Origin of the sequence: Dactylosporangium maewongense (assembly GCF_039531485.1) — a bacterium.
GTDB classification, from domain to species: Bacteria; Actinomycetota; Actinomycetes; order Mycobacteriales; family Micromonosporaceae; genus Dactylosporangium; species Dactylosporangium maewongense.
The window spans coordinates 217,238-238,478 of the sequence record NZ_BAAAQD010000014.1 but is presented as its reverse complement, the minus strand read 5'-3'; the positions used below and the strand labels follow the sequence as shown (position 1 = coordinate 238,478).

Below are 21,241 nucleotides of genomic sequence, written 5' to 3'. Positions count from 1 at the left end.
CGCGTCAGCCTCCCGCCGCGGGCAGGAGGCTCATCTTGTATTCCGTGCGCTCGTCCTCGGTCAGGATCGCCGTCGTCGCGCCCTTGGCGACCAGCTCACGCCAGCTCTGGCCGAGCCAGGACTCCGCGTCGGACTGGCTGGAAAACGCCTCGTTCGGGCCGTCGACCGTCCGGCTCTCAGCGTCTTCGAAATGCCATGTCCACGCCATCAGTCACGCTCCCGTCCCAGGTAGGTAGTTTCGAGCGTATCGGGAAGACCGCGTTGTGCCGATGCCGCCCACCGGAAAGTGAACCCCTGGCCATAAAGTACGGGGCATGCGGTTGCTGGTGCTCGGTGGAATCCGGTCCGGGAAGTCGGAAGTGGCGGAGTCGCTCGTCGCGGACGCGGAGCGGGTGCGCTATGTCGCGACCGCCCCCGAGCTGCCGGGCGGACTGACAGACGAGGCGTGGGCGGCGCGGCTGGCCAGACACCGGGAGCGGCGGCCCGCGGGCTGGAGCACCGAGGAGATCGGCACCGAGCCGGAGCGCCTCGCCGACCTGCTGCACAGCGCGAAGCCCGAGGACGTGCTGCTCGTCGACGACCTCGGCGGGTGGCTCACCGCCGTGTTCGACACCGGCGGCGACTGGTCCGACGCGCACGCCGCCGACGCCCGCATCGCCGCGCTCGCCGACGCCGTCCGCGGCTGCCCGGCGGCGCTGCTGGTCATGGTCTCGCCCGAGGCCGGGCTCGCCGTGCTGCCCGCCACCGCGGCCGGGCGCACCTTCGCCGACGCCAACGGGCTGCTCAACCAGCGGGTCGCGGCGGCCAGCGACGGGGTCGCCCTGGTCATCGCCGGGGAGGTCACCTGGCTGCGCGGCGGCTCCGCGGTCGGTTTCGCGGGCGGCCGGGAGGCTGCCGCCGCTGTTGTGGACACCACGCCGTTCGCTTTCACCGGCGCGGTCGCCGGAGCGGTGCTGTCGACGGCCGACGGTGGCGAGGCGCTGTCGTTCCAGCCGGGCATGGAGCTGCCGCTGCCCGACGAGTCGACGGCGGCCGAGGCCGGCGAGCGGCTGCGGACCCTGAAGCTCAACGGCGCCGGCCTGGGCGGGCTCGTGCCCGTCGTCCGCTTCGCCGGCGGCACCCAGGGCCGGCCCGACCCGCGCCCGTGGCAGCAGCCGCGGATCCTGGTCCTGCGCGGCGACCGGACCGGCGGCTTCGCGGCCGGTGACTCGTCGGCGGCCGCCGACGAGCGCCTCCAGGACGTCGTGGACGGCACCGGCACCCTGGCGATGCTCGCCGCGACCGCCGGCGCCAGCGTGCAGGCGATCGACTGCCCCGAGGCCGGGCCCGCCGAGCTGCACGACTCCCTCGACGACAGCAGCGTCGACGCGGCGCTGACCCTCGGCTGGCGGCTCGCCGACGCCGCCGCCAACGAGGGCGTCGACGTGCTCGTCCTGGGTGCCTGCGGCTCCGGCTCCGACGCGGCCGCCGCGGCGATCGTGGCCGTCCTCACCGGCGGCGAGCCCGCCGCGCTGCTCGGCCGGGTCGTCGACGCGACCGGCTTCGTCGACGACGCCGCCTGGATCCGCAAGGTCGGCGCGGTCCGCGACGCCCGGCACCGCATCCGCGCCCGCAGCCGCGAGCCGCACACGATCCTGTCGATGCTCGGCGGCGGCGACATCGCGGTCGCGGTCGGCGTCCTGCTCGGCGCCGCGTCCCGCAAGCTGCCCGTCATGATCGACGGCCCCGTGGGCATCGCCGCCGGCCTGGTCGCCCGCGACTACGGCGCGCAGACCCGGCACTGGCTCCTCATGCCCGACCACGGCGAGAACCCGACGGTGAAGCTCGCCGCCGACGTGCTCGGCGTGACCCCGTTCCTGCAGCTCAAGCTCGGCCTCGGCGAGGGCGGCACGGCCCTGGCCACGCTGCCGCTGATCAACACGGCGCTCACCCTGGCCGCGGCGACCCCGCCCCGCGTGCCGGCCCCCGCCGAGCCGCCGTCGGACGGCCTGACCGAGCAGGAGCGGATCGAGGCGGAGATCCAGCGGGTCGTCGCGGACTCCCCCACCGCCGAGATGCCGTACGTGAAACCGTCGTGGGAGGACTGAAGCTCGCCCTGACCCTCTTCACGATCGCCCCGCTGGGCGTGTCCCGGGTCGACCGGCCGGCGGCGCGGACGGCGATGGCCGTGGCTCCCCTGGTCGGCGTCATGCTGGGAGGTGTACTGGCCGGCGCCGCCCTCGGTCTCCGCACCGCGGGCGCCTCACCCCTCCTGGCCGCCGCCGCGACGGTCGCCTTGGCCGCCGTCTGCACCCGTGCCCTGCACCTGGACGGCCTGGCTGACACGGCCGACGGCCTGGGCTCCTTCGCCCCGAGCAACAAAGCCCTCGAAATCATGAAAAAATCGGACATCGGCCCTTTCGGCGTGGTGTCCATCGTGGCGGTGCTGCTGCTCGACACGGCCGCCCTGACCAGCATCCTGTCCCACCCGTGGCCGGTGGCCCTGGCCATGGTCGTCACCGGCACCGCCGCGGGCCGCCTCGGCGCCACCATCGCCTGCCGCGCGGGCCTGCCCGCCGCGCGCCCCGAGGGCCTCGGCGCCCTGGTCGCCGCGACCCTCCCCCGCCCGCTGATCGCCGCGCTCACCCTGCTGCTCGCCGCCGCCGCGGCCGCCCTGGCCACCACGACGGGCTTCACCGACCCGGTCCGCGCCCCGCTCGCGGTCCTCCTCGCCGCCGCCACCGCCTGGTCCCTGACCCACCACACAAGACGCCGCCTGGGCGGCATCACCGGCGACGTGATCGGCGCCGCTGTGGAACTCGCCACACTGACCGCCTGGCTCGTCCTGGCCACCACCCCCTGACCCGCATCCCCCGCCCGCCGGTTTGTCGTCACTCCGGGCTGACACCCCAGCTGTGGAAATCGCCACAAACGACGGTCTGACCGGCCCTCGCCACCAGCGAGCTGCGTGACCCCCGGCACCCCTCGTGGAGTGGGAGCGGGGCGAGACGGTCCGGGCGGGGTGCGAGAGGCAGCAGGCCCGCCCGGAGCGACGTGGTCAGCGGACGTTGGACTTCACGAACGGGGGTTTGACGACGCGGACGGTCGAGCGGCGGCCGCGGACGTCCAGGGCGACCTCGTCACCCTCCGAGACCCCGGCCGAGGTGTCGATGAGGGCCAGGCCGATGCCGACCTTGCGGGTCGGGGAGAACGTGCCGCTGGTCACCTCGCCGATCGGGGTGTCACCGGAGGCGGGGAGGACGGCCATGTGCGCCCTGGGGATGCCGCGGTCCAGGGACTCGATGCCGAAGAGGAGGCGGCGCGGGCCGGCGGCCTTCTCGGCGAGCAGGGCTTCGCGGCCCCAGAACTGCTCCTTGCCCCAGCCGACGGCCCAGCCCGAGCGGGCCTGGACGGGGCTGATGTCCAGCGACAGGTCCTGGCCGTGCAGGGGGTACCCCATCTCGGTGCGCAGCGTGTCACGGGCGGCGAGGCCGCACGGGCGGGCGCCGGCGGCGGTGATCGCGTCCCAGAGGGTGTGGGCGTCGTGGGAGGGCACGACCAGCTCGTAGCCGTGCTCGCCGGTGTACCCCGTGCGGCACACGACGACGTCGCTGCCCTCGAAGGCCGAGACCGTGAAGCTCATGTAGTCGTGGTCGGTCGGCAGTCCGATGCCGGACAGCAGCTCCGCGGAGCGGGGGCCCTGCACGGCGAGGACGGCGAAGAGCTCGTGCTGGTCGACGACGCTGATCCCGTTCGGGGTGGCGGCGACGAGCCTGCGGACGACCTCGGCGGTGTTGGCCGCGTTGGGGATGAGGAAGACGTCGTCGTCGCCGAAGCGGTATGCGATGAGGTCGTCAACCACGCCGCCGGATTCGTCGAGGCAGAGGGTGTACTGCGCCTGGCCTGCGGCGATACGGTTGAGGTCGTTGCTGAGGCAGCGGTTGACGAAGTCGGCGGCGCCGCGGCCGCGGACCCGGGCCTTGCCCAGGTGCGACACGTCGAACACGCCGGCGTCCTCCCGGACCGCCGTGTGCTCCTTGAGCACGCCACCTCCGGCGTACTCGAGGGGCATCTCCCAGCCACCGAACGCCGCGAACTTGGCACCGAGCGCCGCATGACGGTGATACAACGCGGGGTGCCGCAAGGGTTGCGTCATGCCCGCAACCTATCGCGTTGGTTATCGTGTCCAGCACCCGAATCGGCGGCATGCTGAAGGTGCGGTACCGCCGCAGCCGACGCTGACGCAGAACACCACCAGTGATGTGGAGCCCGAGTGACCGCCCTGAACCTGGTCGACACCGACCCCGCCGAGCTCGCCGTCGACGCCGTGGTCGTCGGCGTGTACGCACACGACGGCGGTGACGCCAAGCTGCTGCTCGCTTCCGGAGCGGAGAGTGTCGCGGCGGCGTTCAGCGACCGGCCGGGTGGCGGGCTGGCGGAGACGCTGCGGGTCCTCGGCGCGACCGGGGCGGTCGGCGAGGTGACGAAGGTCGCCGCGTTCGGCGCGGTCGCGGCGCCGCTGGTGGTGGCGGTCGGGCTCGGGCCGGAGCCGGCGGGTGCCGCTCCCGCGGCGGAGACGCTGCGGCGGGCCGCCGGGGCGGCGACGCGTGCCCTGGCCGGGTCGGCGTCGGTGGCGCTCGTGCTGCCGCTGTCGGACCGGGACACCCCCACCGACGACGAGCTGACCGCGGGCGTGCGGGCCGTCGCCGAGGGCGCGGTGCTGGGGGCGTACCAGTTCACCGGGTACAAGACGAAGGGCGTCCGGAAGGACCCGGTCCGCAAGGTGGTGCTCCACGTGCCGGACGCGGCGGCGCGCCTGGCGAAGGCGGCCGTGAAGCGGTCGGGCACGGTGACGGCGGCGGTGACCCGGACCCGCGACTGGATCAACACGGCGCCCAACGAGCTGCGCCCGCCGCAGTTCGCCGAACAGGCGAAGGAGGCCGCGGAGGCGGCGCAGCTGGACGTCACCGTCCTGGACGAGAAGGCCCTGGCGAAGCAGGGGTACGGCGGCATCCTCGCGGTCGGGCTCGGCTCGGCGGCGGCGCCGCGGATGGTGCGGATCGCGTACGAGCCGGCGGGCGCGACGAGAAGGGTCGCGCTGGTCGGCAAGGGCATCACGTTCGACACGGGCGGCGTGTCGATCAAGCCGGCGGCGGGCATGTGGGAGATGAAGTCCGACATGTCAGGGGCGGCGGCGGTCGTGGCGACGATGATCGCGATCGCGGCGCTGAAGCCGAAGGTCGCCGTCGTGGCGTACGCGCCGATGGCCGAGAACATGGCGTCCGGCAGCGCGTACCGGCCGGGCGACGTCGTGACGATGTACAACGGCCACAAGGTCGAGGTGCTCAACACCGACGCCGAGGGCCGCATGATCCTCGGCGACGCGATCGCCCGGGCGTGCGAGGACGACCCCGACTACCTGTTCGAGGTGTCGACCCTGACCGGCGGCCAGGTGATCGCGCTCGGCAAGCGGATCTCCGGGGTGATGGGCACGCCGGAGCTGTGCGAGCGGGTCCGGGACGCGGGCGAGCGGGTCGGCGAGCCGGCGTGGCCGATGCCGCTGCCGGAGGACGTCCGCAAGGGCATGGACTCCGAGGTCGCCGACATCTCGCAGGTCAACGCGGGTATGGACCGGGCGGGGCACATGCTGCAGGGCGGCGTGTTCCTGTCCGAGTTCGTCGCCGAGGGCGTGCAGTGGGCGCACATCGACATCGCCGGCCCCAGCTACCACTCCGGTGAGGCGTTCGGCTACTGGGCGAAGGGCGGCACCGGCGTGCCGGTGCGCACCCTGATCGGCCTGGTGGAGGAGATCGCCGCCGAAGGCTAGGTGGTCTTGTTGCGGGCGTTGAAGTCGCGCATCCGCTGCGGGTAGCCGACGAGCGCCACGTCGTAGATCGGCATGCTCAGCTTGTGGGCGAACTGGCGGGCCGCCTGCGGGTCGTCGACGCGGCGGCGGGTCCACTCGCCGTCGTGTGCGATCAGCAACAGTGTCGTTTCTGTCACTGCCGTGCGGGGCTCGATGAACCCTTCGACGCCCCGCCGGGACCGGACGAACTCCTCCAGGTGCCGCAGGTCCTCACGGTTGGCGGCGCGCCCACCTGCGGCGGCTCTGTTGCGACGGAACCAGGCCAAGATCCGTGCCCCTCCCCGTGATGATGCCCCGACGAACCCCCGCGAACGGGCACCCGGCGGTCGACGTCGGGGCACCTACCGTCGCAGGCGGACGGCGGTGATGACAAGATGGCCAAGGATCGTCATGCCATCACGGACCCAACCGGTCCGTGCATCACCTGGGAGAATCCGTGAGCGACCCACACGCCAACTCCTTCGACGTCCTGATCCTGGGCGGCGGCAGCGGCGGCTACGCGGCGGCGTTCCGCGCGGCGCAGCTCGGCCTGTCCGTCGGCCTGGTCGAGAAGGACAAGCTCGGCGGCACCTGCCTGCACCGCGGCTGCATCCCGACGAAGGCGCTGCTGCACGCAGGTGAGGTCGCCGACGCGGCCCGCGAGGCGGAGCAGTTCGGCGTCCAGGCGACGTTCAACGGCGTCGACATGAAGGCGGTCAACTCGTACAAGGACGGTGTCATCACCAAGCTCTACAAGGGGCTGCAGGGCCTGGCGAAGGCCCGCAAGGTGACGCTGATCGAGGGCGAGGGCCGGCTCGTCGCCGCCGACACGGTCGAGGTGTCGGGCACGCGGTACAAGGGCAAGAACGTCGTCCTGGCGACGGGCTCCTACTCCAAGTCCCTGCCGGGCCTGGACGTCGACGGCGAGCGGGTGCTGACCAGTGAGCACGCCCTGGCCCTGGACCACGTGCCGGCGTCGGCGGTGATCCTCGGCGGTGGCGTGATCGGCTGCGAGTTCGCCAGCGCGTGGAAGTCCTTCGGGGTGGACGTGACGATCGTCGAGGCCCTCCCGCGGCTCATCGCGGTCGAGGACGAGGCGAGCTCGAAGGCCCTGGAGCGGGCGTTCCGCAAGCGTGGGATCAAGTTCAAGACCGGCAAGCCGTTCGAGAAGGTCGAGCGCGCCGGCGAGGGCGTCAAGGTGACGATCCAGGGCGGCGAGACGATCGAGGCGGAGCTGCTGCTCGTCGCGGTCGGCCGCGGTCCGACGACGGCCGGCCTCGGCTACGAGGAGCAGGGCGTCAAGATGGAGCGCGGGTTCGTCATCACCGACGAGCGGCTGCGCACCAGCGTCCCCGGCGTGTACGCGGTCGGCGACATCGTGCCGGGTGTCCAGCTCGCGCACCGCGGCTTCCAGCAGGGCATCTTCGTCGCCGAGGAGATCGCCGGGCAGCACCCGCAGGTGATCGACGAGGCCGGCATCCCGCGCGTCACGTACTCGGAGCCGGAGGTCGCCTCCGTCGGGCTCAACGAGTCGAAGGCCCGCGAGCTGCACGGCGACAAGATCGAGGTGATCCAGTACGACCTGTCCGGCAACGGCAAGAGCCAGATCCTGAAGACCGCCGGTTTCGTGAAGCTGGTGCGGGTCAAGGACGGCCCCGTCGTCGGCGTCCACATGGTGGGCGCGCGGGTCAGCGAGCTGATCGGCGAGGGCCAGTTGATCTACAACTGGGAGGCCTTCCCGGGCGACGTCGCCCCGCTCGTGCACATGCACCCCACGCAGAACGAGGCCATCGGTGAGGCGTTCCTGGCGCTCGCCGGAAAGCCGCTGCACGTCCACTGATTCCATCCGGGACCCGACCGCCACAAGCACTGTCCAGCAGCGTTTCAAGGAGACTGTTCATATGCCGGTATCGGTCACCATGCCCCGGTTGGGCGAGAGCGTCACTGAGGGCACCGTCACCCGCTGGTTGAAGCAGGAGGGCGACCAGGTCGAGGCCGACGAGCCGTTGCTCGAGGTCTCCACCGACAAGGTCGACACGGAGATCCCGTCACCGGCGGCCGGGGTGCTCACGCGCATCGTGGTGCAGGAGGACGAGACCGCCGAGGTCGGCGCCGAGCTCGCCGTCATCGGCGACGCCGGCGACGCGGGCGGTGCGGCCCCGGCCGAGGAGCCCGCCGCCGCCGAGGAGCCCGCTCAGGCCGAGGAGCCGGCCCCCGCGGCCGAAGCACCCCAGGCCGAGGCCCCGAAGGCCGAGGCGGCGCCCGCCGCGGAGGCGGCGTCGGGGGAAACCACGTCGCTGAAGATGCCGGCGCTGGGCGAGTCCGTCACCGAGGGCACCGTCACCCGCTGGCTCAAGCAGGTCGGTGACGCGGTCGAGGCCGACGAGCCGTTGCTCGAGGTCTCCACCGACAAGGTCGACACGGAGATCCCGTCGCCGGTCGCCGGCACGCTGCTGGAGATCAAGGTCGCCGAGGACGAGACCGTCGAGGTCGGCGCCGAGCTGGCCGTCATCGGCGCCCCGGGCGCGGGCGGCGGCGCCCAGCCGGCGCAGCAGGCCCAGCCCGCCCAGCAGGTGGAGCAGCCCCAGCCGAAGGCCGAGCCCAAGCCCGAGCCGAAGCCGGAGCAGGCCGCCGCCCCCGCGCAGGCGGCCGCCCCGGCCCCCGCGCAGCCGGCGCAGGCCAAGCCGGCCGCGGCCGCCCCGGTCGCCGCCGGCCCGGCCACCTCGGTCGAGCCGAGCGTCAACGGCAAGGCCGAGGGCGACGCCGGGTACGTGACGCCGCTGGTCCGCAAGCTCGCCTCCGAGCACGGGGTCAACCTGGCGACGCTGTCCGGCACCGGGGTCGGCGGGCGCATCCGCAAGCAGGACGTCCTCGACGCCGCCGCCAAGGCCAAGCAGGCCGCCGCCGCTCCCGCTGCCGCGCCCGCCGCGCCCGCCGCGGCCGCCGCGGAGAGCAAGCCGGCCGCGAAGGCGGCGCCGAGCCCGCTGCGCGGCCAGACGCAGAAGCTGACCCGCATGCGCGCGCTCATCGCCCGCCGCATGGTCGAGTCGCTGCAGGTGTCGGCGCAGCTCACCACGGTCGTCGAGGTCGACGTCACCAAGGTGGCGAAGCTGCGGGCGAAGGCCAAGCAGCAGTTCCTCGACACGCACGGCGTGAAGCTGTCGTTCCTGCCGTTCTTCGCCCTCGCGGCGGTCGAGGCGCTGCGGGTGCACCCGTCGGTGAACTCCTCGATCGACCTGGAGGCGGGCACCGTCACGTACCACGACGCCGAGCACCTCGGCATGGCCGTCGACACCGAGAAGGGGCTCATCGTCCCGGTCATCCGCAACGCGGGCGACCTGAACCTCGGCGGCCTCGCCAAGCGGATCGCGGACGTGGCCGAGCGCACCCGCACCAACAAGCTCAACCCGGACGACATCACCGGCGGCACGTTCACGCTGACCAACACCGGCAGCCGCGGCGCGCTGTTCGACACGCCGATCATCAACCAGCCGCAGGTGGCGATCCTCGGCACCGGCGCGGTCGTGAAGCGTGCCGTCGTCGTCAACGACCCGGAGCTCGGCGAGATCATCGCGCCACGGTCCATGGTGTACCTGGCGCTGTCCTACGACCACCGGATCGTCGACGGCGCCGACGCGGCCCGCTTCCTGACCACGGTCAAGGAGCGCCTCGAGGGCGGCAACTTCGAGGCCGACCTCGGCCTGTAACACCGCAATGCGAAACCTGTAGCACCGCGACGCGAAACAGGGGCGCCCCCGAGGGGCGCCCCTGTTTGTGGTTTATCGGCCGCCGCTGGGCAAGATGACGGCATGCAGATCCTCATCGCGGGCGCGTCCGGGTTTCTCGGCGGGCGGCTCGTGCCGCACCTGCGCGCCGCCGGGCACCAGGTCACCCAGCTCGTGCGTCGGCCCGCCCGCGGCCCGGGCGAGCTGCGCTGGGACCCGGCCGCCGGCCTGCTCGACGCGTCGGCCGTCGCCGGCAAGGACGCCGTCATCAACCTGGCGGGGGCCGGTGTCGGCGACCGGCGCTGGACCGAGCAGTACAAGCGGACGCTGCGCACCAGCCGCGTCGACACCACCGGGACCCTCGCGAAGGCGATCGCGGCCGCCGGGGCGCAGCGGCCGGCGGTGCTGCTGAACTCGTCCGCGGTCGGGTTCTACGGCGACACCGGCGACCGCGCCGTCGACGAGCAGTCACCGGCCGGCGCGGGGTTCCTCGCCGACCTGTGCCGGGTGTGGGAGGCGGCGACCCGCCCCGCGGAGGACGCCGGGACGAGGGTCGCGCTGCTGCGCACCGGGTTCCCGCTCGCCCGCGACGGTGGGCTGCTGAAGCCGCTGTACCTGCAGTTCAAGCTGTTCGCCGGCGGGAGGATGGGCGGCGGCCGGCAGTACCTGCCGTGGATGTCGCTGCCGGACTGGCTGGGCGCCGTCGAGTTCGTCCTGGAGCGGGACCTCGCCGGCCCCGTGAACCTCACCGGCCCCGAACCGGTCACCAACGCCGAGTTCTCCGCGACCCTGGCGAAGGTGCTGCACCGGCCCAACCTGCTGCCGGTGCCCGGGTTCGCGCTGAAGGCCGCCGTCGGCGAGTTCGGCGGCGAGGCCCTGGTCAGCCAGCGGGTGCTGCCCGGGGTCCTGGTGCGCGAGGGTTTCCCGTTCGCGCACCGGACCGTCGAGGCGGCGCTTCAGCAGGCGGTGTCGGCGACGACGTAGTAGTTGGCGCCGGTCTGCTGCAGGCCGTGCGTGGTGAACACGTTGTAGAGGCCCATCGCCTGGTTGGACCCGTTGGCGTACACGTAGCCGCCGCTCTGGTGCGCCCGCCCGGCGGTGACGTGGGCGTAGTTCGACGCCCGGACGCACGGACCGGCGGACGGGGTCGACGACGGGGTGGCCGACGGCGTGGGCGAGGCGGTCGGCGAGCCCGTGGGGGTCACGACGCCGCCGTCCAGGCCCCAGTCGCGGGCCTGGTAGTACGACGAGCAGATGGTGTCCTTGTAGTACGTGCCGGCCGTCCCGCACTGCTCGGTGGCGCTGCCCGGGTCGACGGGTGTCGCGTGCGTCATGCCCTGCACCAGGTACACCTTGACCTTGTCGGCGTAGTTCGACAGGGACGTGCCGCCGGGCAGCGACGCGGTCGACGTCGGGGTCTGCGAGACGCCGAGGACGTTGGTCCACTGGTCGCGCAGCTCGGTCGCGTTCGCCGGGGCGACGGTCGTGTCCGACGTGCCGTGCCAGATCGACACCCGCGGGCGGGCGCCGGTGTAGCCGCTGTAGGCGTTGCGGACCAGGTCGCCCCAGGCCGCGGGGGTCTTGTCGACGCCCGGGTTCATGCAGCTGAAGGCGCTCGTCGTCGAGGTCGCGCAGCGGTACGGAATGCCGGCCATGATCGCGCCGCCGGCGAAGACGTCCGGGTACGTGGCGAGCATCACGGCGGTCATGGCGGCACCGGCGGACAGGCCCGTCACGTACACCCGGCCGCGGTCGATCTGGTAGTTGGTGGCGGCGTAGTCGACCATCTGCTTCACCGACAGGGACTCACCGGAGCCGCGGGCCGTGTCGCCGGTCTCGAACCAGTTGAAGCAGCTGGAGCTGTTGTTCGCGGACTTCTGCTCCGGCAGGACCAGGGCGAAGCGCCACAGGTCCGCGTACTTGCGCCAGCCGGCGTTGGTGAAGTAGTCGGTGGCGTTCTGGGTGCAGCCGTGCATGGCGACGACCAGCGGCGCGTTCGCCGGCAGGCCGTCGGGGCGGTAGCTGTACATGGCGAGGTTGCCGGGGTTGGAGCCGAAGCTCGACACCGCGGTCAGCGACGCGGCATAGGCCGGGGTGGACACGACGGTCAGGCCGACGGCGGTGCCCACGGCGGCGAGCACGGGCAGGACGAAGCGCAACCAGCGGGGCATGGCGGTGCCCTTTCCTCTCGGGGGATGCCCACGCTAGGTGTGACGCTTCACGCACCACTATGTCCGTTGTCCACACATTCCTGGCCCGGTCGGCGTGCGTTCGCCGGCGTTAGGCTGAGGCGTGACCAGCATTCTGGGTTTTGAGGTTGTACGGGCCGGCCTGGTCGACTACGAGACGGCCCTGGCCGAGCAGCGGCGGATCCACGAGGCCGTCGCGAGCGGCGCCGCACCCGACACGGTGCTGCTGCTGGAGCACCCGAGCGTCTACACGGCGGGCAAGCGGACCGAGCCCGCGGACCGCCCGTTCGACGGCACCCCGGTCGTCGACGTCGACCGCGGCGGCAAGATCACCTGGCACGGTCCGGGGCAGCTGGTGGGCTACCCGATCGTCAAGCTGCCCGACCCGATCGACGTCGTGGCGTATGTGCGCCGCATGGAGCAGGTCCTGATCGACGTCTGCGCCGAGTTCGGCCTGGCCACGGTGCGGGTCGAGGGGCGCAGCGGGGTGTGGGTCGCCGCCGACGAGCGCGGGCCGGACCGCAAGGTCGCCGCGATCGGGATCCGGGTCGCCCGTGGTGTGACGCTGCACGGGTTCGCGATCAACGCCGACTGTGACCTGTCCCGCTACGACATCTTCGTCCCGTGCGGCATCCGCGACGCGGGCGTGACGTCGCTGTCGGCCGAGCTGGGCCGCGACGTCACGGTCGCCGAGGTCCTGCCGGTGGTCGAGCGGCACCTGGCGACGCTGCACCAGAGCTGACGCGGCTGGCGGGGGGCCTGTCCGCACCGGGCAGGCCCGCAGGACATCGACCTGGCGGGCCGCGGACATAGACCACCGACGTGTCGTCGAGCACCACCGTTTCGTGATTGCCGGGTGTACGGATCGGGAACCTCGCGGACGTGACGTCAATCGCGTTCCCGGCGGCTGGGCAGGCCTCGGGCGTAGGCTTTCCCGTGTGACCGCCGTTGTTCCGGAAGGCCGTCGTCTGCTGCGCATCGAAGCGCGAAATGCGGAGACGCCGATTGAGCGCAAGCCGCCGTGGATCAAGGTCTCCGCGAAGATGGGGCCTGAATACACGCACCTGCGAGGCCTCGTGCAACGCGAGGGCCTCCACACGGTGTGCCAGGAGGCCGGCTGTCCCAACATCTACGAGTGCTGGGAAGACCGCGAGGCGACGTTCCTCATCGGCGGCGACCAGTGCACGCGACGGTGCGACTTCTGCCAGATCGACACCGGTAAGCCCGCCGAGTTCGACGCCGACGAGCCGCGCCGGGTCGCCGAGTCCGTGGCGACGATGGGCCTGCGCTACGCGACGGTGACCGGTGTCGCCCGCGACGACCTGCCCGACGGTGGCGCGTGGCTCTACGCGGAGACCGTCCGGCAGATCCACGGCCTGGTCGACGGCTGCGGCGTGGAGCTGCTCATCCCCGACTTCAACGGCGAGCCGAAGCTGCTCGGCGAGGTCTTCGAGGCCGGCCCCGAGGTGCTCGCGCACAACGTGGAGACCGTCCCGCGGATCTTCAAGCGGATCCGTCCCGCGTTCCGCTACGAGCGCTCCCTCGACGTGATCACGCAGGCCCGCACCGCCGGCCTCGTCACCAAGTCCAACCTGATCCTCGGCATGGGCGAGGAGCGGGCCGAGGTCACCCAGGCGCTGCGCGACCTGCACGACGCCGGCTGCGAGCTGGTGACGATCACGCAGTACCTGCGGCCGACGCCGCGGCACCACCCGGTGGAGCGCTGGGTGAAGCCCGAGGAGTTCGTGGAGCTGCGCGAGGAGGCCGAGCAGATCGGCTTCGCCGGCGTGCTCAGCGGGCCCCTGGTGCGCTCGTCCTACCGGGCCGGCCGCCTCTACCGTCAGGCCCTGGACAGCCGCGCGCTGAAGGCGTGACAGCCGGGCGCTGAAGGCGTAAGCGGCCAGCGAAGCGACTCGGGCCGCGCACCAGGAAGCACAGCATCGGCTCACGCCGACGCCGAAGGCGGCGGCGTGGGCGCTTCCCATTAGAGTGGGAGGTATGGCAAAGGCCCAGGAGCCGGAGAAGGTCTCCTTCTTCACTCGGCTCAAGCAGATCGGCATGGTGTTCTCGTTCACCGCCAAGCGGGACAAGCTCTTCGTTCCGCTGGTCCTGGTGGTGGTCCTCGTGCCGCTCATCGCCGTCGGCGTGGCCATCGGGCTCGGGGTGTCCTGGGTATGGGCGCCGATCGGTGTCCTCGCCGCGCTGCTGGGCACCGTCATCGTGCTCAACCTGCGCTCGCAGAAGGCCATGATGCGCGAGGCCGAGGGGCAGCCGGGCGCGGCCGCCTCGATCATCGAGAACATGCGCGGCGACTGGCGGGTCACCCCCGCGATCGTCTCCACGACGCAGTTCGACATGGTCCACCTGGTCATCGGCCGGCCCGGCGTGATCCTCCTCGGTGAGGGCAACCCGAGCCGGGTCCGCGGCCTGATCAACCAGGAGCGCCGCCGCCTGGTGAAGGTCATCGGCAACGCGGAGCTGCGCGACTTCGTGATCGGCAACGAGGAGGGGCAGCTGCCCCTCGCGAAGCTGCGCAACACGCTGGTCCGGCTGCCGCGCACGATCACCGGCAAGGACGTCAACGCGCTCGACAAGCGGCTCACGGCCCTGTCCGCGCGCCCGCAGATGCCGCGCGGCGCGATGCCGAAGAACATGAAGCCCCCGAAGGGCGCGTTCAAGGCCATGCGCGGCCGCTGAGCGATCCGCTGCGGGACCTACGAGGCCGCCGGCTGGGTGTTCACGACCCAGGAGCCGGCGGCTTTGTCGTGCAGTCCCCGGCCGTCCTTGTCCATGATCAGCGCCGGTACGAGCAGCAGCAGCAACGCGCCCCGCAGGATAGCCCGGGGCACGCCGATCGCGCCGCCTGTGGCCATTGACACACACCGGATGCGCAGCAGCCGCATCCCGAGGGTCTGGGCGAAGAAGCCGAGGAACAGCCCGTACACCACCAGCAGCAGCCCGGGCGCGAGCCACGGCACCTCGACCGGATCCGCGAACGCCCTGCTGATGACCAGGCACAACAGCCAGTCGACGAGGATGGCGCCGAAGCGCCTGGACAGCGATGCAGCGGTGAGCTCCACGGCAGGCAAGCCTACCGGGCGCCTCACCTGTCACTGATTTGTCAAACGACCGTGGCGAAACACAGTGGAAACAATCGAGACATGCCCGGGCAATCGCACGGTTCTACGGTCGCCCTCAACCAGCCACCTTCACACTGAAGTGATCACCACGAGACTGGTACTGCCTGCGACCTGGAGGACGAGTGTTCGCCAATTCTGACGAGCTGCTGCGATACGTGAAGGACGAGGGCGTCCGCTTCGTCGACATTCGCTTCTGCGACCTGCCGGGCGTCATGCAGCACTTCAATGTCCCCGCCGAGGCGTTCGACGAGAGCGTGTTCAGCGACGGTCTCGCGTTCGACGGTTCGTCCATCCGTGGCTTCCAGGCGATCCACGAGTCGGACATGATGCTGCTGCCGGACCCGACGTCCGCCTTCATCGACCCGTTCCGGATCGAGAAGACCCTGGCGCTCAACTTCTTCATCCACGACCCGTTCACGCGTGAGGCCTACTCCCGTGACCCGCGCAACGTGGCGAAGAAGGCCGAGGCGTACCTCGCGTCGAGCGGCATCGCCGACACCGCCTACTTCGGCCCCGAGGCCGAGTTCTACATCTTCGACTCGATCCGGCACGAGACGTCGGCGAACCAGGCCTACTACTACATCGACTCGGTCGAGGGCTGGTGGAACTCCGGCAAGGAAGAGCCGGGCGGCAACCGCGGTTACAAGACCGCCTACAAGGGTGGCTACTTCCCGGTCCCGCCGGTCGACCACTACGCCGACCTGCGTGACCAGATCGTCCAGCGCCTCCTCGGCGCCGGCTTCATCGTCGAGCGCTCGCACCACGAGGTCGGCACCGCCGGCCAGGCGGAGATCAACTACCGCTTCGGCACGCTGCTGCAGGCCGCCGACCAGCTCCAGCTCTTCAAGTACATCGTGAAGAACACCGCCTGGGCCGCCGGCAAGACCGCGACCTTCATGCCGAAGCCGCTCTTCGGCGACAACGGCTCCGGCATGCACACCCACCAGTCCCTCTGGCTGGGTGGCGAGCCGCTGTTCTACGACGAGGCCGGCTACGGCGGCCTGTCGGACACGGCCCGCTGGTACATCGGCGGCCTCCTGCACCACGCTCCGTCGCTGCTGGCCTTCACCAACCCGACGGTCAACTCCTACCGCCGCCTGGTCCCCGGCTACGAGGCCCCGGTCAACCTGGTCTACTCGCAGCGCAACCGCTCCGCGTGCACCCGTATCCCGGTCACCGGCACCAACGCCAAGGCCAAGCGCGTCGAGTTCCGCGTGCCGGACCCGTCGGCCAACGTCTACCTGGCCTTCGCGTCCATGCTGATGGCCGGCCTGGACGGCATCAAGAACAAGATCGAGCCGCCGGCCCCGATCGACAAGGACCTCTACGACCTCCCGCCGGAGGAGGTCGCCAACGTCCGGCAGGTCCCCGCCTCGCTCGACGAGGTCCTCGACACCCTCGAGGGCGACCACGGCTTCCTCCTCGAGGGCGGCGTGTTCACCCAGGACCTGATCGACACCTGGATCTCCTACAAGCGCGCCAACGAGGTCGACCCGGTCCGCCTGCGCCCGACCCCGCACGAGTTCGCGATGTACTACGACGTGTGAGTTGACGTCAGCGCGCTGATCCGGCGCTGTCCCCGCTGACCAGCTCCGCGGGGACAGGCTCCGGCCAGACGCACGAAACGGCGGTCACGCCAGGCTCTACAGCCGGCGTGGCCGCCGTTTCGCGTGTCTGGCGGGCCCGTGCCGGCCCGGGTCGGCACGGTCAGGTGGCGAAGACGCGTTCGACGGCCTGGCGGCCCCGGCGGGCCACGCGCAGGTACTCGTCCAGGAACTCCTGGGGCTCCACGCCGCCCAGGATCCTCGCCACCGCCGCCAGGTCGGGGCCCTGGCGGGGCAGCTGGTCGGTGGCGCGGCCACGGACCAGGGTCAGCAGGTTGCGGACGTGGGAGGCCTGCTCCCAGGCGGCGCGCAGCGCGGCCGCGTCCGCCTGGTCGACGAGGCCGGCGTCGGTGGCGGCGGCCAGGGCGTCCAGGGTGCGGGTGGTGCGCAGGGCGGGGACGGTCCGGCCGTGCAGGAGCTGCAGCAGCTGGACGGTCCACTCCACGTCGGCGAGGCCGCCGCGGCCGAGCTTCGTGTGGGTGGTGGGGTCGGCGCCGCGGGGCAGGCGTTCGGAGTCGACGCGGGCCTTCAGGCGGCGGATCTCGTGGATCTGGTCGCGGGTGAGGCCGCCGTCGGGGAAGCGCATCGTGTCGGCGAGCTCCAGGAAGCGCTCGCCGACGCCCGCGGAGCCGGCCACGTGGCGGGCGCGGAGCAGGGCCTGCGCCTCCCAGACCTTCGACCAGCGGGCGTAGTACTGCTGATACGCGAACAGGCTGCGCACCAGCGGGCCCTGGCGGCCTTCGGGGCGCAGGTCCGCGTCGACGCCGAGCGGCGGGTCGGGGGCGGGGCGGGCGAGGAGGCGGCGCAGGTCCTCGGCGACGGTGAGGGCAAGCCCGCTGGCCGCGTCGTCGGCCATGCCGGGTGGGGGTTCGTAGACGAAGAGGACGTCGGCGTCGGACGGGTAGCTGGTCTCCTCGCCGCCGAGCCGGCCCATGCCGATGATCGCGAACTCGAGGCCGCGGTCGGCGGCGGGCGCCGACGTGACGCCGAGAGTCGCGCGCAGCGTCGCGTCGATGACGGCGGACAGGGCCACGCCGACGGCCGAGACCTCGAGGAAGCCGAGCAGGTCGGCGCAGGCGATGCGGAAGAGCTCGCGGCGGCGGGAGGCGCGGACGGCGTTGATCGCGGTCTCGGGGTGGTCGTGGCGGGCCGCGGCGGCGGCGAACTGCGTCGCGAGCTGCGCGGCGGTGCGCGGGACCAGCTCGGCGTCGTCGGCGAGCAGCCGCAGCGCCTCCGGATCGTGGACGAGCAGCTCGGTGACGTAGCGGGACAGGGCGAGCAGCCGGGCCAGGCGCAGCGCGACCGGGCCCTCGTCGCGCAGGAGCCGCAGGTACCACGGGGTGTTGCCGAGCTTGTCGGACACCTGCCGGTAGGCCAGCAGCCCGCGGTCGGGCTCGGGGGCGTCGGCGAACTCGCTGAGCAGGACCGGCAGGAGCTGCCGCTGGATCGCCGCGGTGCGGGAGACGCCGCCGGTGAGGGCCTCGATGTGGCGCAGCGCCCCGGCCGGGTCGGCGAAGCCGAGCAGCTCGAGGCGGGCCTTGGCCGCGGTCGCGGTGAGCCGCAGCTGCTCGCTGGGGACCCTGGCGACCGCCTCCAGGAGCGGGCGGTAGAGCAGTTTCGCGTGCAGCCGCCGTACCTCCTGCGCGTGCCGGACCCAGTCGGCCCGGAAGGACTCGACGGCGTCCCGTGCGGCGTTGGGACGGTAGCCGAGGGCGTGCGCGAGCCAGCGCAGCGCGGCCGGGTCGTCGGGCACCGTGTGGGTACGCCGGAGGCGCTGCAGCTGGAGGCGGTGCTCGACGGTGCGCAGGAACCGGTACGCGCGCAGCAACGCCTCACCGTCGGCGAGGCCGACGTAGCCGCCCTCGATGAGGGCCCGCAGCCCGGCGATCGTGGTCGGGGTCCGCAGCGACTCGTCGGCGCGGCCGTGGACGAGCTGCAGCAGCTGCACCGCGAACTCGATGTCGCGCAGCCCGCCGGGGCCGCGCTTGATCTCGCGGTCGAGCTCGCTGCGCGGGATCTGCTCGATGATGCGCCGGCGCATCGCGCGGACCTCGTCGACGGCCTCGGGGCGCTCGGCGGCGGACCAGATCAGCGGCTGCAGCTCCGCCAGCCAGCGGGCGCCGAGCTCGAGGTCGCCGGCGGCGGGCCGGGCCTTCAGCAGCGCCTGGAACTCCCACGTCTTCGCCCACTTGCGGTAGTACGCGAGATGCGAGGCGACGGTCCGCACCAGCGCCCCGCGGCTGCCCTCCGGGCGCAGGGCCGCGTCGACGGGCCAGGCGACGAAGCCGCAGATCTCCATCATCCCCGACGCGAGGGTGCTGCCGGCCCGCATCGCGACCTCGACGTCGGCGCCGCCGACCGGCTCGCAGACGAACACGACGTCGACGTCGCTGACGTAGTTGAGCTCCCGCCCGCCGCACTTGCCCATCGCGACGACCGACACCGTGCAGACGTCGGCGAAGGAAGGGTGCTCGACCTGGACGATCGCCAGGGCGGCCGCCAGCGTGGCGTCGGCGAGCTCCGTGAGGCGGCGCATCGTGACGTCGACGTCCGCGGCACCCGTCAGGTCGGCCGCGACGATGCGCAGCAGCTCCCGCCGGTACGAGCTGCGCAACGACGGCACGGTCGACACGTCGCGGGTCGTGAAGCCGGCGGGGCGCTTGTTCTGCTCGCCGAGCAGCTCCTTCCACTCGTCGGGGTTGGCGACGAGCAGGTCGCCGAGGGTCGCGGACACGCCGAGCACCCCGATGAGCCGCTGCCGCAGCGACCGGTCGGTGAGGACGGCCTCGCGGACCTCGTCCCCGGCCGCCGCTCCTGCTGCCTCGATGAGCCGGTGCAGCTGGAACAGCGCCAGGTCGGGGTCGGCGGCGAAGTACAGCGTGTCGAGCAGCGTCGCGGCGTCGTCGTCGACGGGCCGGCGCGCCTCGGCGTCCCACAGCCGCAGCCCCTCCGGGCCGGCAAGCGCGGAGGAGCGGGCGTCGTCGGTGAAGCCGAACCGGGCGAGGTGGCCGGCGGGGGGCATCAGGCGGGCCCCAGCAGCGGCAGGGACCGCGGGCCGCCGTCGCCACCCTGGAAACCATCGGGGGTGCGGCCCAGCGCGACGGCCGCGAACCGCTCCGCGAACGGCTGCCACACCTCGGCGACGTCCGGCAGCGCCTCCTCGACGCTCTCGAGCAGCTCGATCGGGTCGATGCCGAGCTCGCCCAGCGTGCCGACGCCGTCCATCGCCCACGCGGCGAACATCTCCAGGTCACACTCGATGTGGAACTGCAGCCCCCACGCGGACGGGCCGATCCGGAACGCCTGCACCGGGTAGTGGGTGGACGCGGCGAGCAGCGTCGCGGTGACGGGCAGCTCGACGATCTCGTCGTGGTGCCAGTGCAGCACGTCCGGGGCGAACGGCACCGCGGCGAACACCGGGTCGTTGTCGGCGACGTCCCGGCGGGCCACCAGGCGCACCCCGATCTCGGGCCCGGCGGCGCTGCGCTCGACGGTCCCGCCGTGCGCCTGCGCGAGCAGTTGCGCGCCGAGGCAGATGGCGAGGGTCGGCACCTTGTGCCGGACCGCCTTGCGCAGCAGGCCTTCCAGCTGGGCGAACCACGGCGCGCCCCGCTCCCCGTCCGGCCCGGGGAACGCGTCCTGCTCGCCGCCGAGCACGACCAGCGCGGCATACCCCTCCAGGTCGGCGGGCAGCTCCTCACCGGCGTGCGGGCGGACGACGGTCAGCTCCAGGCCACCGCCGGTCAGCCAGCCGCCGAGGCGCGCCAGGCCGTCGCTGGGGTCGTTCTCCACCACGAGCGCCACCCGTCCCCGCGGGGACCCTTCGATCGTCACGACCCGACAATAACGGCGTGCGAACGCTGCGACGCGGAGACGTGGTCGGACTGGTGTCACCGTCGGGCCCGCCCAGGCCGGACCGGGTGGCCCGCGGCATCGAGCTGCTGTCGGGCTGGGGGCTCGAGGTCCGTGCGGGCCGGCACGTGTTCGACCGCAGCGGCTACCTGGCCGGGCACGACGGCGACCGGCTCAGCGACCTCAACGAGGCGTTCGAGGATCCCGAGATCCGCGCCGTCGTGTGTACGAGAGGCGGCTACGGCGCACAACGCATCGTCGACGGGCTGCGGCTGGCGTCGCCGAAGCATCTGGTCGGGTTCTCCGACATCACCGCGTTGCAGCTCGCGGTGTGGCGGCGGACCGGCTGGGCGAGCGTGCACGGGCCGGGCGGCGCGTGGTTCGACGACCGTCTGCCGGCCTCCTCGGCGGAGTCGTTGCGGGCCGCGCTGTTCACGTCGGGGCCGCTGCGGTCGTACCTGAGCGACGACGAGGAGACGAGTGCGGTGACGGTGCCCGGGCCGACGGTCAGCGGGGTGCTGCTGGGCGGGAACCTCTCGATGCTGGCCAGCACGGCCGGCACCGTCGACATGCCGTCGTTCGCCGGGGCGATCATGGTGCTGGAGGACGTGGGCGAGGCGCCGTACCGGGTGGACCGGATGCTCACGCACCTGCGGCGGGCGGGCGCGTTCGAGGGCGTCGCCGGGGTGGCTGTGGGGCAGTTCACGGACTGCGTGGGCGCGGGGCCGACGGTCGTGGACGTGCTGCGCTCGTGCCTCGGCGGTCTGGGGGTCCCCGTGCTGGGCGGGCTGCGGATCGGGCACGGGGTCGGTCAGGAGACGGTGGTCCTGGGCGCCCGGGCCGAGCTGGACACGACCGTGGGCTGTCTCACGTCACGCGCCGACCAGTCTTTTGACTGATGGCGTGG

18 protein-coding genes are annotated in these 21,241 nt (G+C 72.6%); 11 read left to right on the top strand and 7 right to left on the bottom strand.

The window, feature by feature from the left end; genetic code table 11:
• Window positions 1-4: 4 nt before the first annotated feature.
• On the bottom strand, window positions 5-208 hold the full coding sequence (locus tag ABD332_RS32935; protein WP_344506240.1) for a hypothetical protein: 204 nt from the start codon (window positions 206-208) through the stop codon (window positions 5-7).
• A gap of 106 nt (window positions 209-314) precedes the next feature.
• Here ABD332_RS32935 and ABD332_RS32930 point away from each other — a divergent pair, with 106 nt between their 5' ends.
• Both ABD332_RS32930 and ABD332_RS32925 read left to right on the top strand, forming a co-directional pair.
• Window positions 315-2,087, top strand: coding sequence for a bifunctional adenosylcobinamide kinase/adenosylcobinamide-phosphate guanylyltransferase (locus ABD332_RS32930; protein WP_344506239.1), 1,773 nt, complete (start codon window positions 315-317; stop codon window positions 2,085-2,087).
• Complete coding sequence (locus ABD332_RS32925; protein ID WP_344506238.1) at window positions 2,075-2,842, top strand: adenosylcobinamide-GDP ribazoletransferase; 768 nt, start codon at window positions 2,075-2,077, stop codon at window positions 2,840-2,842. Before ABD332_RS32930 ends, ABD332_RS32925 begins: the two co-directional genes overlap by 13 nt.
• 195 nt (window positions 2,843-3,037) lie before the next feature.
• Here ABD332_RS32925 and gcvT read toward each other — a convergent pair whose 3' ends face one another.
• Entirely contained in the window at window positions 3,038-4,135 is a 1,098-nt protein-coding gene (gene gcvT / locus ABD332_RS32920; protein WP_344506237.1) for a glycine cleavage system aminomethyltransferase GcvT, read from the bottom strand.
• A 117-nt stretch (window positions 4,136-4,252) separates the two neighbouring features.
• On the opposite strand from gcvT, the gene ABD332_RS32915 reads away from it, so the two are divergent.
• Window positions 4,253-5,806, top strand: coding sequence for a leucyl aminopeptidase (locus tag ABD332_RS32915; RefSeq protein WP_344506236.1), 1,554 nt, complete (start codon window positions 4,253-4,255; stop codon window positions 5,804-5,806).
• On the opposite strand, the gene ABD332_RS32910 is transcribed toward ABD332_RS32915, so the two are convergent.
• Window positions 5,803-6,111 (bottom strand): hypothetical protein, encoded by a 309-nt coding sequence (locus tag ABD332_RS32910; RefSeq protein ID WP_425552325.1) that lies wholly within the window; start codon window positions 6,109-6,111, stop codon window positions 5,803-5,805. The genes ABD332_RS32915 and ABD332_RS32910 overlap by 4 nt on opposite strands.
• Before the next feature lie 170 nt (window positions 6,112-6,281).
• Here ABD332_RS32910 and lpdA point away from each other — a divergent pair, with 170 nt between their 5' ends.
• The 3 genes from lpdA (at window position 6,282) to ABD332_RS32895 (ending at window position 10,533) form a co-directional block, all read left to right on the top strand.
• Entirely contained in the window at window positions 6,282-7,664 is a 1,383-nt protein-coding gene (lpdA, locus tag ABD332_RS32905) for a dihydrolipoyl dehydrogenase (protein ID WP_344506235.1), read from the top strand.
• 61 nt (window positions 7,665-7,725) lie between these two features.
• The gene (sucB, locus tag ABD332_RS32900; RefSeq protein WP_344506234.1) at window positions 7,726-9,531 is read left to right on the top strand and encodes a 2-oxoglutarate dehydrogenase, E2 component, dihydrolipoamide succinyltransferase; all 1,806 of its coding nucleotides are present in this window, start codon (window positions 7,726-7,728) and stop codon (window positions 9,529-9,531) included.
• A gap of 102 nt (window positions 9,532-9,633) precedes the next feature.
• Entirely contained in the window at window positions 9,634-10,533 is a 900-nt protein-coding gene (locus ABD332_RS32895; protein ID WP_344506233.1) for a TIGR01777 family oxidoreductase, read from the top strand.
• Here the strand turns inward: ABD332_RS32895 and ABD332_RS32890 are convergent.
• Entirely contained in the window at window positions 10,506-11,720 is a 1,215-nt protein-coding gene (locus tag ABD332_RS32890) for an extracellular catalytic domain type 1 short-chain-length polyhydroxyalkanoate depolymerase (protein ID WP_344506232.1), read from the bottom strand. The genes ABD332_RS32895 and ABD332_RS32890 overlap by 28 nt on opposite strands.
• Before the next feature lie 121 nt (window positions 11,721-11,841).
• Here ABD332_RS32890 and lipB point away from each other — a divergent pair, with 121 nt between their 5' ends.
• The 3 genes from lipB to ABD332_RS32875 all read left to right on the top strand — a co-directional run bounded on the left by lipB (window position 11,842) and on the right by ABD332_RS32875 (window position 14,435).
• Window positions 11,842-12,480, top strand: a complete 639-nt coding sequence (gene lipB, locus ABD332_RS32885) for a lipoyl(octanoyl) transferase LipB (protein ID WP_344506231.1) — start codon at window positions 11,842-11,844, stop codon at window positions 12,478-12,480.
• Between the two features lie 196 nt (window positions 12,481-12,676).
• On the top strand, window positions 12,677-13,612 hold the full coding sequence (gene lipA, locus ABD332_RS32880; RefSeq protein ID WP_344506230.1) for a lipoyl synthase: 936 nt from the start codon (window positions 12,677-12,679) through the stop codon (window positions 13,610-13,612).
• Window positions 13,613-13,736: 124 nt separating this feature from the next.
• A complete protein-coding gene (locus tag ABD332_RS32875; protein ID WP_344506229.1) occupies window positions 13,737-14,435 on the top strand; it encodes a DUF4191 domain-containing protein in 699 nt (232 codons plus the stop codon).
• A 17-nt stretch (window positions 14,436-14,452) separates the two neighbouring features.
• Here ABD332_RS32875 and ABD332_RS32870 read toward each other — a convergent pair whose 3' ends face one another.
• A complete protein-coding gene (locus ABD332_RS32870; protein ID WP_344506228.1) occupies window positions 14,453-14,818 on the bottom strand; it encodes an RDD family protein in 366 nt (121 codons plus the stop codon).
• Between the two features lie 182 nt (window positions 14,819-15,000).
• Here ABD332_RS32870 and glnA point away from each other — a divergent pair, with 182 nt between their 5' ends.
• The gene (glnA, locus tag ABD332_RS32865; RefSeq protein ID WP_344506227.1) at window positions 15,001-16,425 is read left to right on the top strand and encodes a type I glutamate--ammonia ligase; all 1,425 of its coding nucleotides are present in this window, start codon (window positions 15,001-15,003) and stop codon (window positions 16,423-16,425) included.
• Window positions 16,426-16,585: 160 nt separating this feature from the next.
• Here glnA and ABD332_RS32860 read toward each other — a convergent pair whose 3' ends face one another.
• Together ABD332_RS32860 and ABD332_RS32855 are read right to left on the bottom strand one after the other, a co-directional pair.
• Window positions 16,586-19,504 (bottom strand): bifunctional [glutamine synthetase] adenylyltransferase/[glutamine synthetase]-adenylyl-L-tyrosine phosphorylase, encoded by a 2,919-nt coding sequence (locus ABD332_RS32860; RefSeq protein WP_344506226.1) that lies wholly within the window; start codon window positions 19,502-19,504, stop codon window positions 16,586-16,588.
• Window positions 19,504-20,316: a type 1 glutamine amidotransferase gene (locus tag ABD332_RS32855; RefSeq protein WP_344506225.1), complete on the bottom strand. Its 813-nt coding sequence runs from the start codon at window positions 20,314-20,316 to the stop codon at window positions 19,504-19,506. The genes ABD332_RS32860 and ABD332_RS32855 overlap by 1 nt, the downstream gene beginning before the upstream one ends.
• 17 nt (window positions 20,317-20,333) lie before the next feature.
• On the opposite strand from ABD332_RS32855, the gene ABD332_RS32850 reads away from it, so the two are divergent.
• Window positions 20,334-21,233: a S66 peptidase family protein gene (locus ABD332_RS32850; RefSeq protein WP_344506224.1), complete on the top strand. Its 900-nt coding sequence runs from the start codon at window positions 20,334-20,336 to the stop codon at window positions 21,231-21,233.
• Window positions 21,234-21,241: the final 8 nt, after the last annotated feature.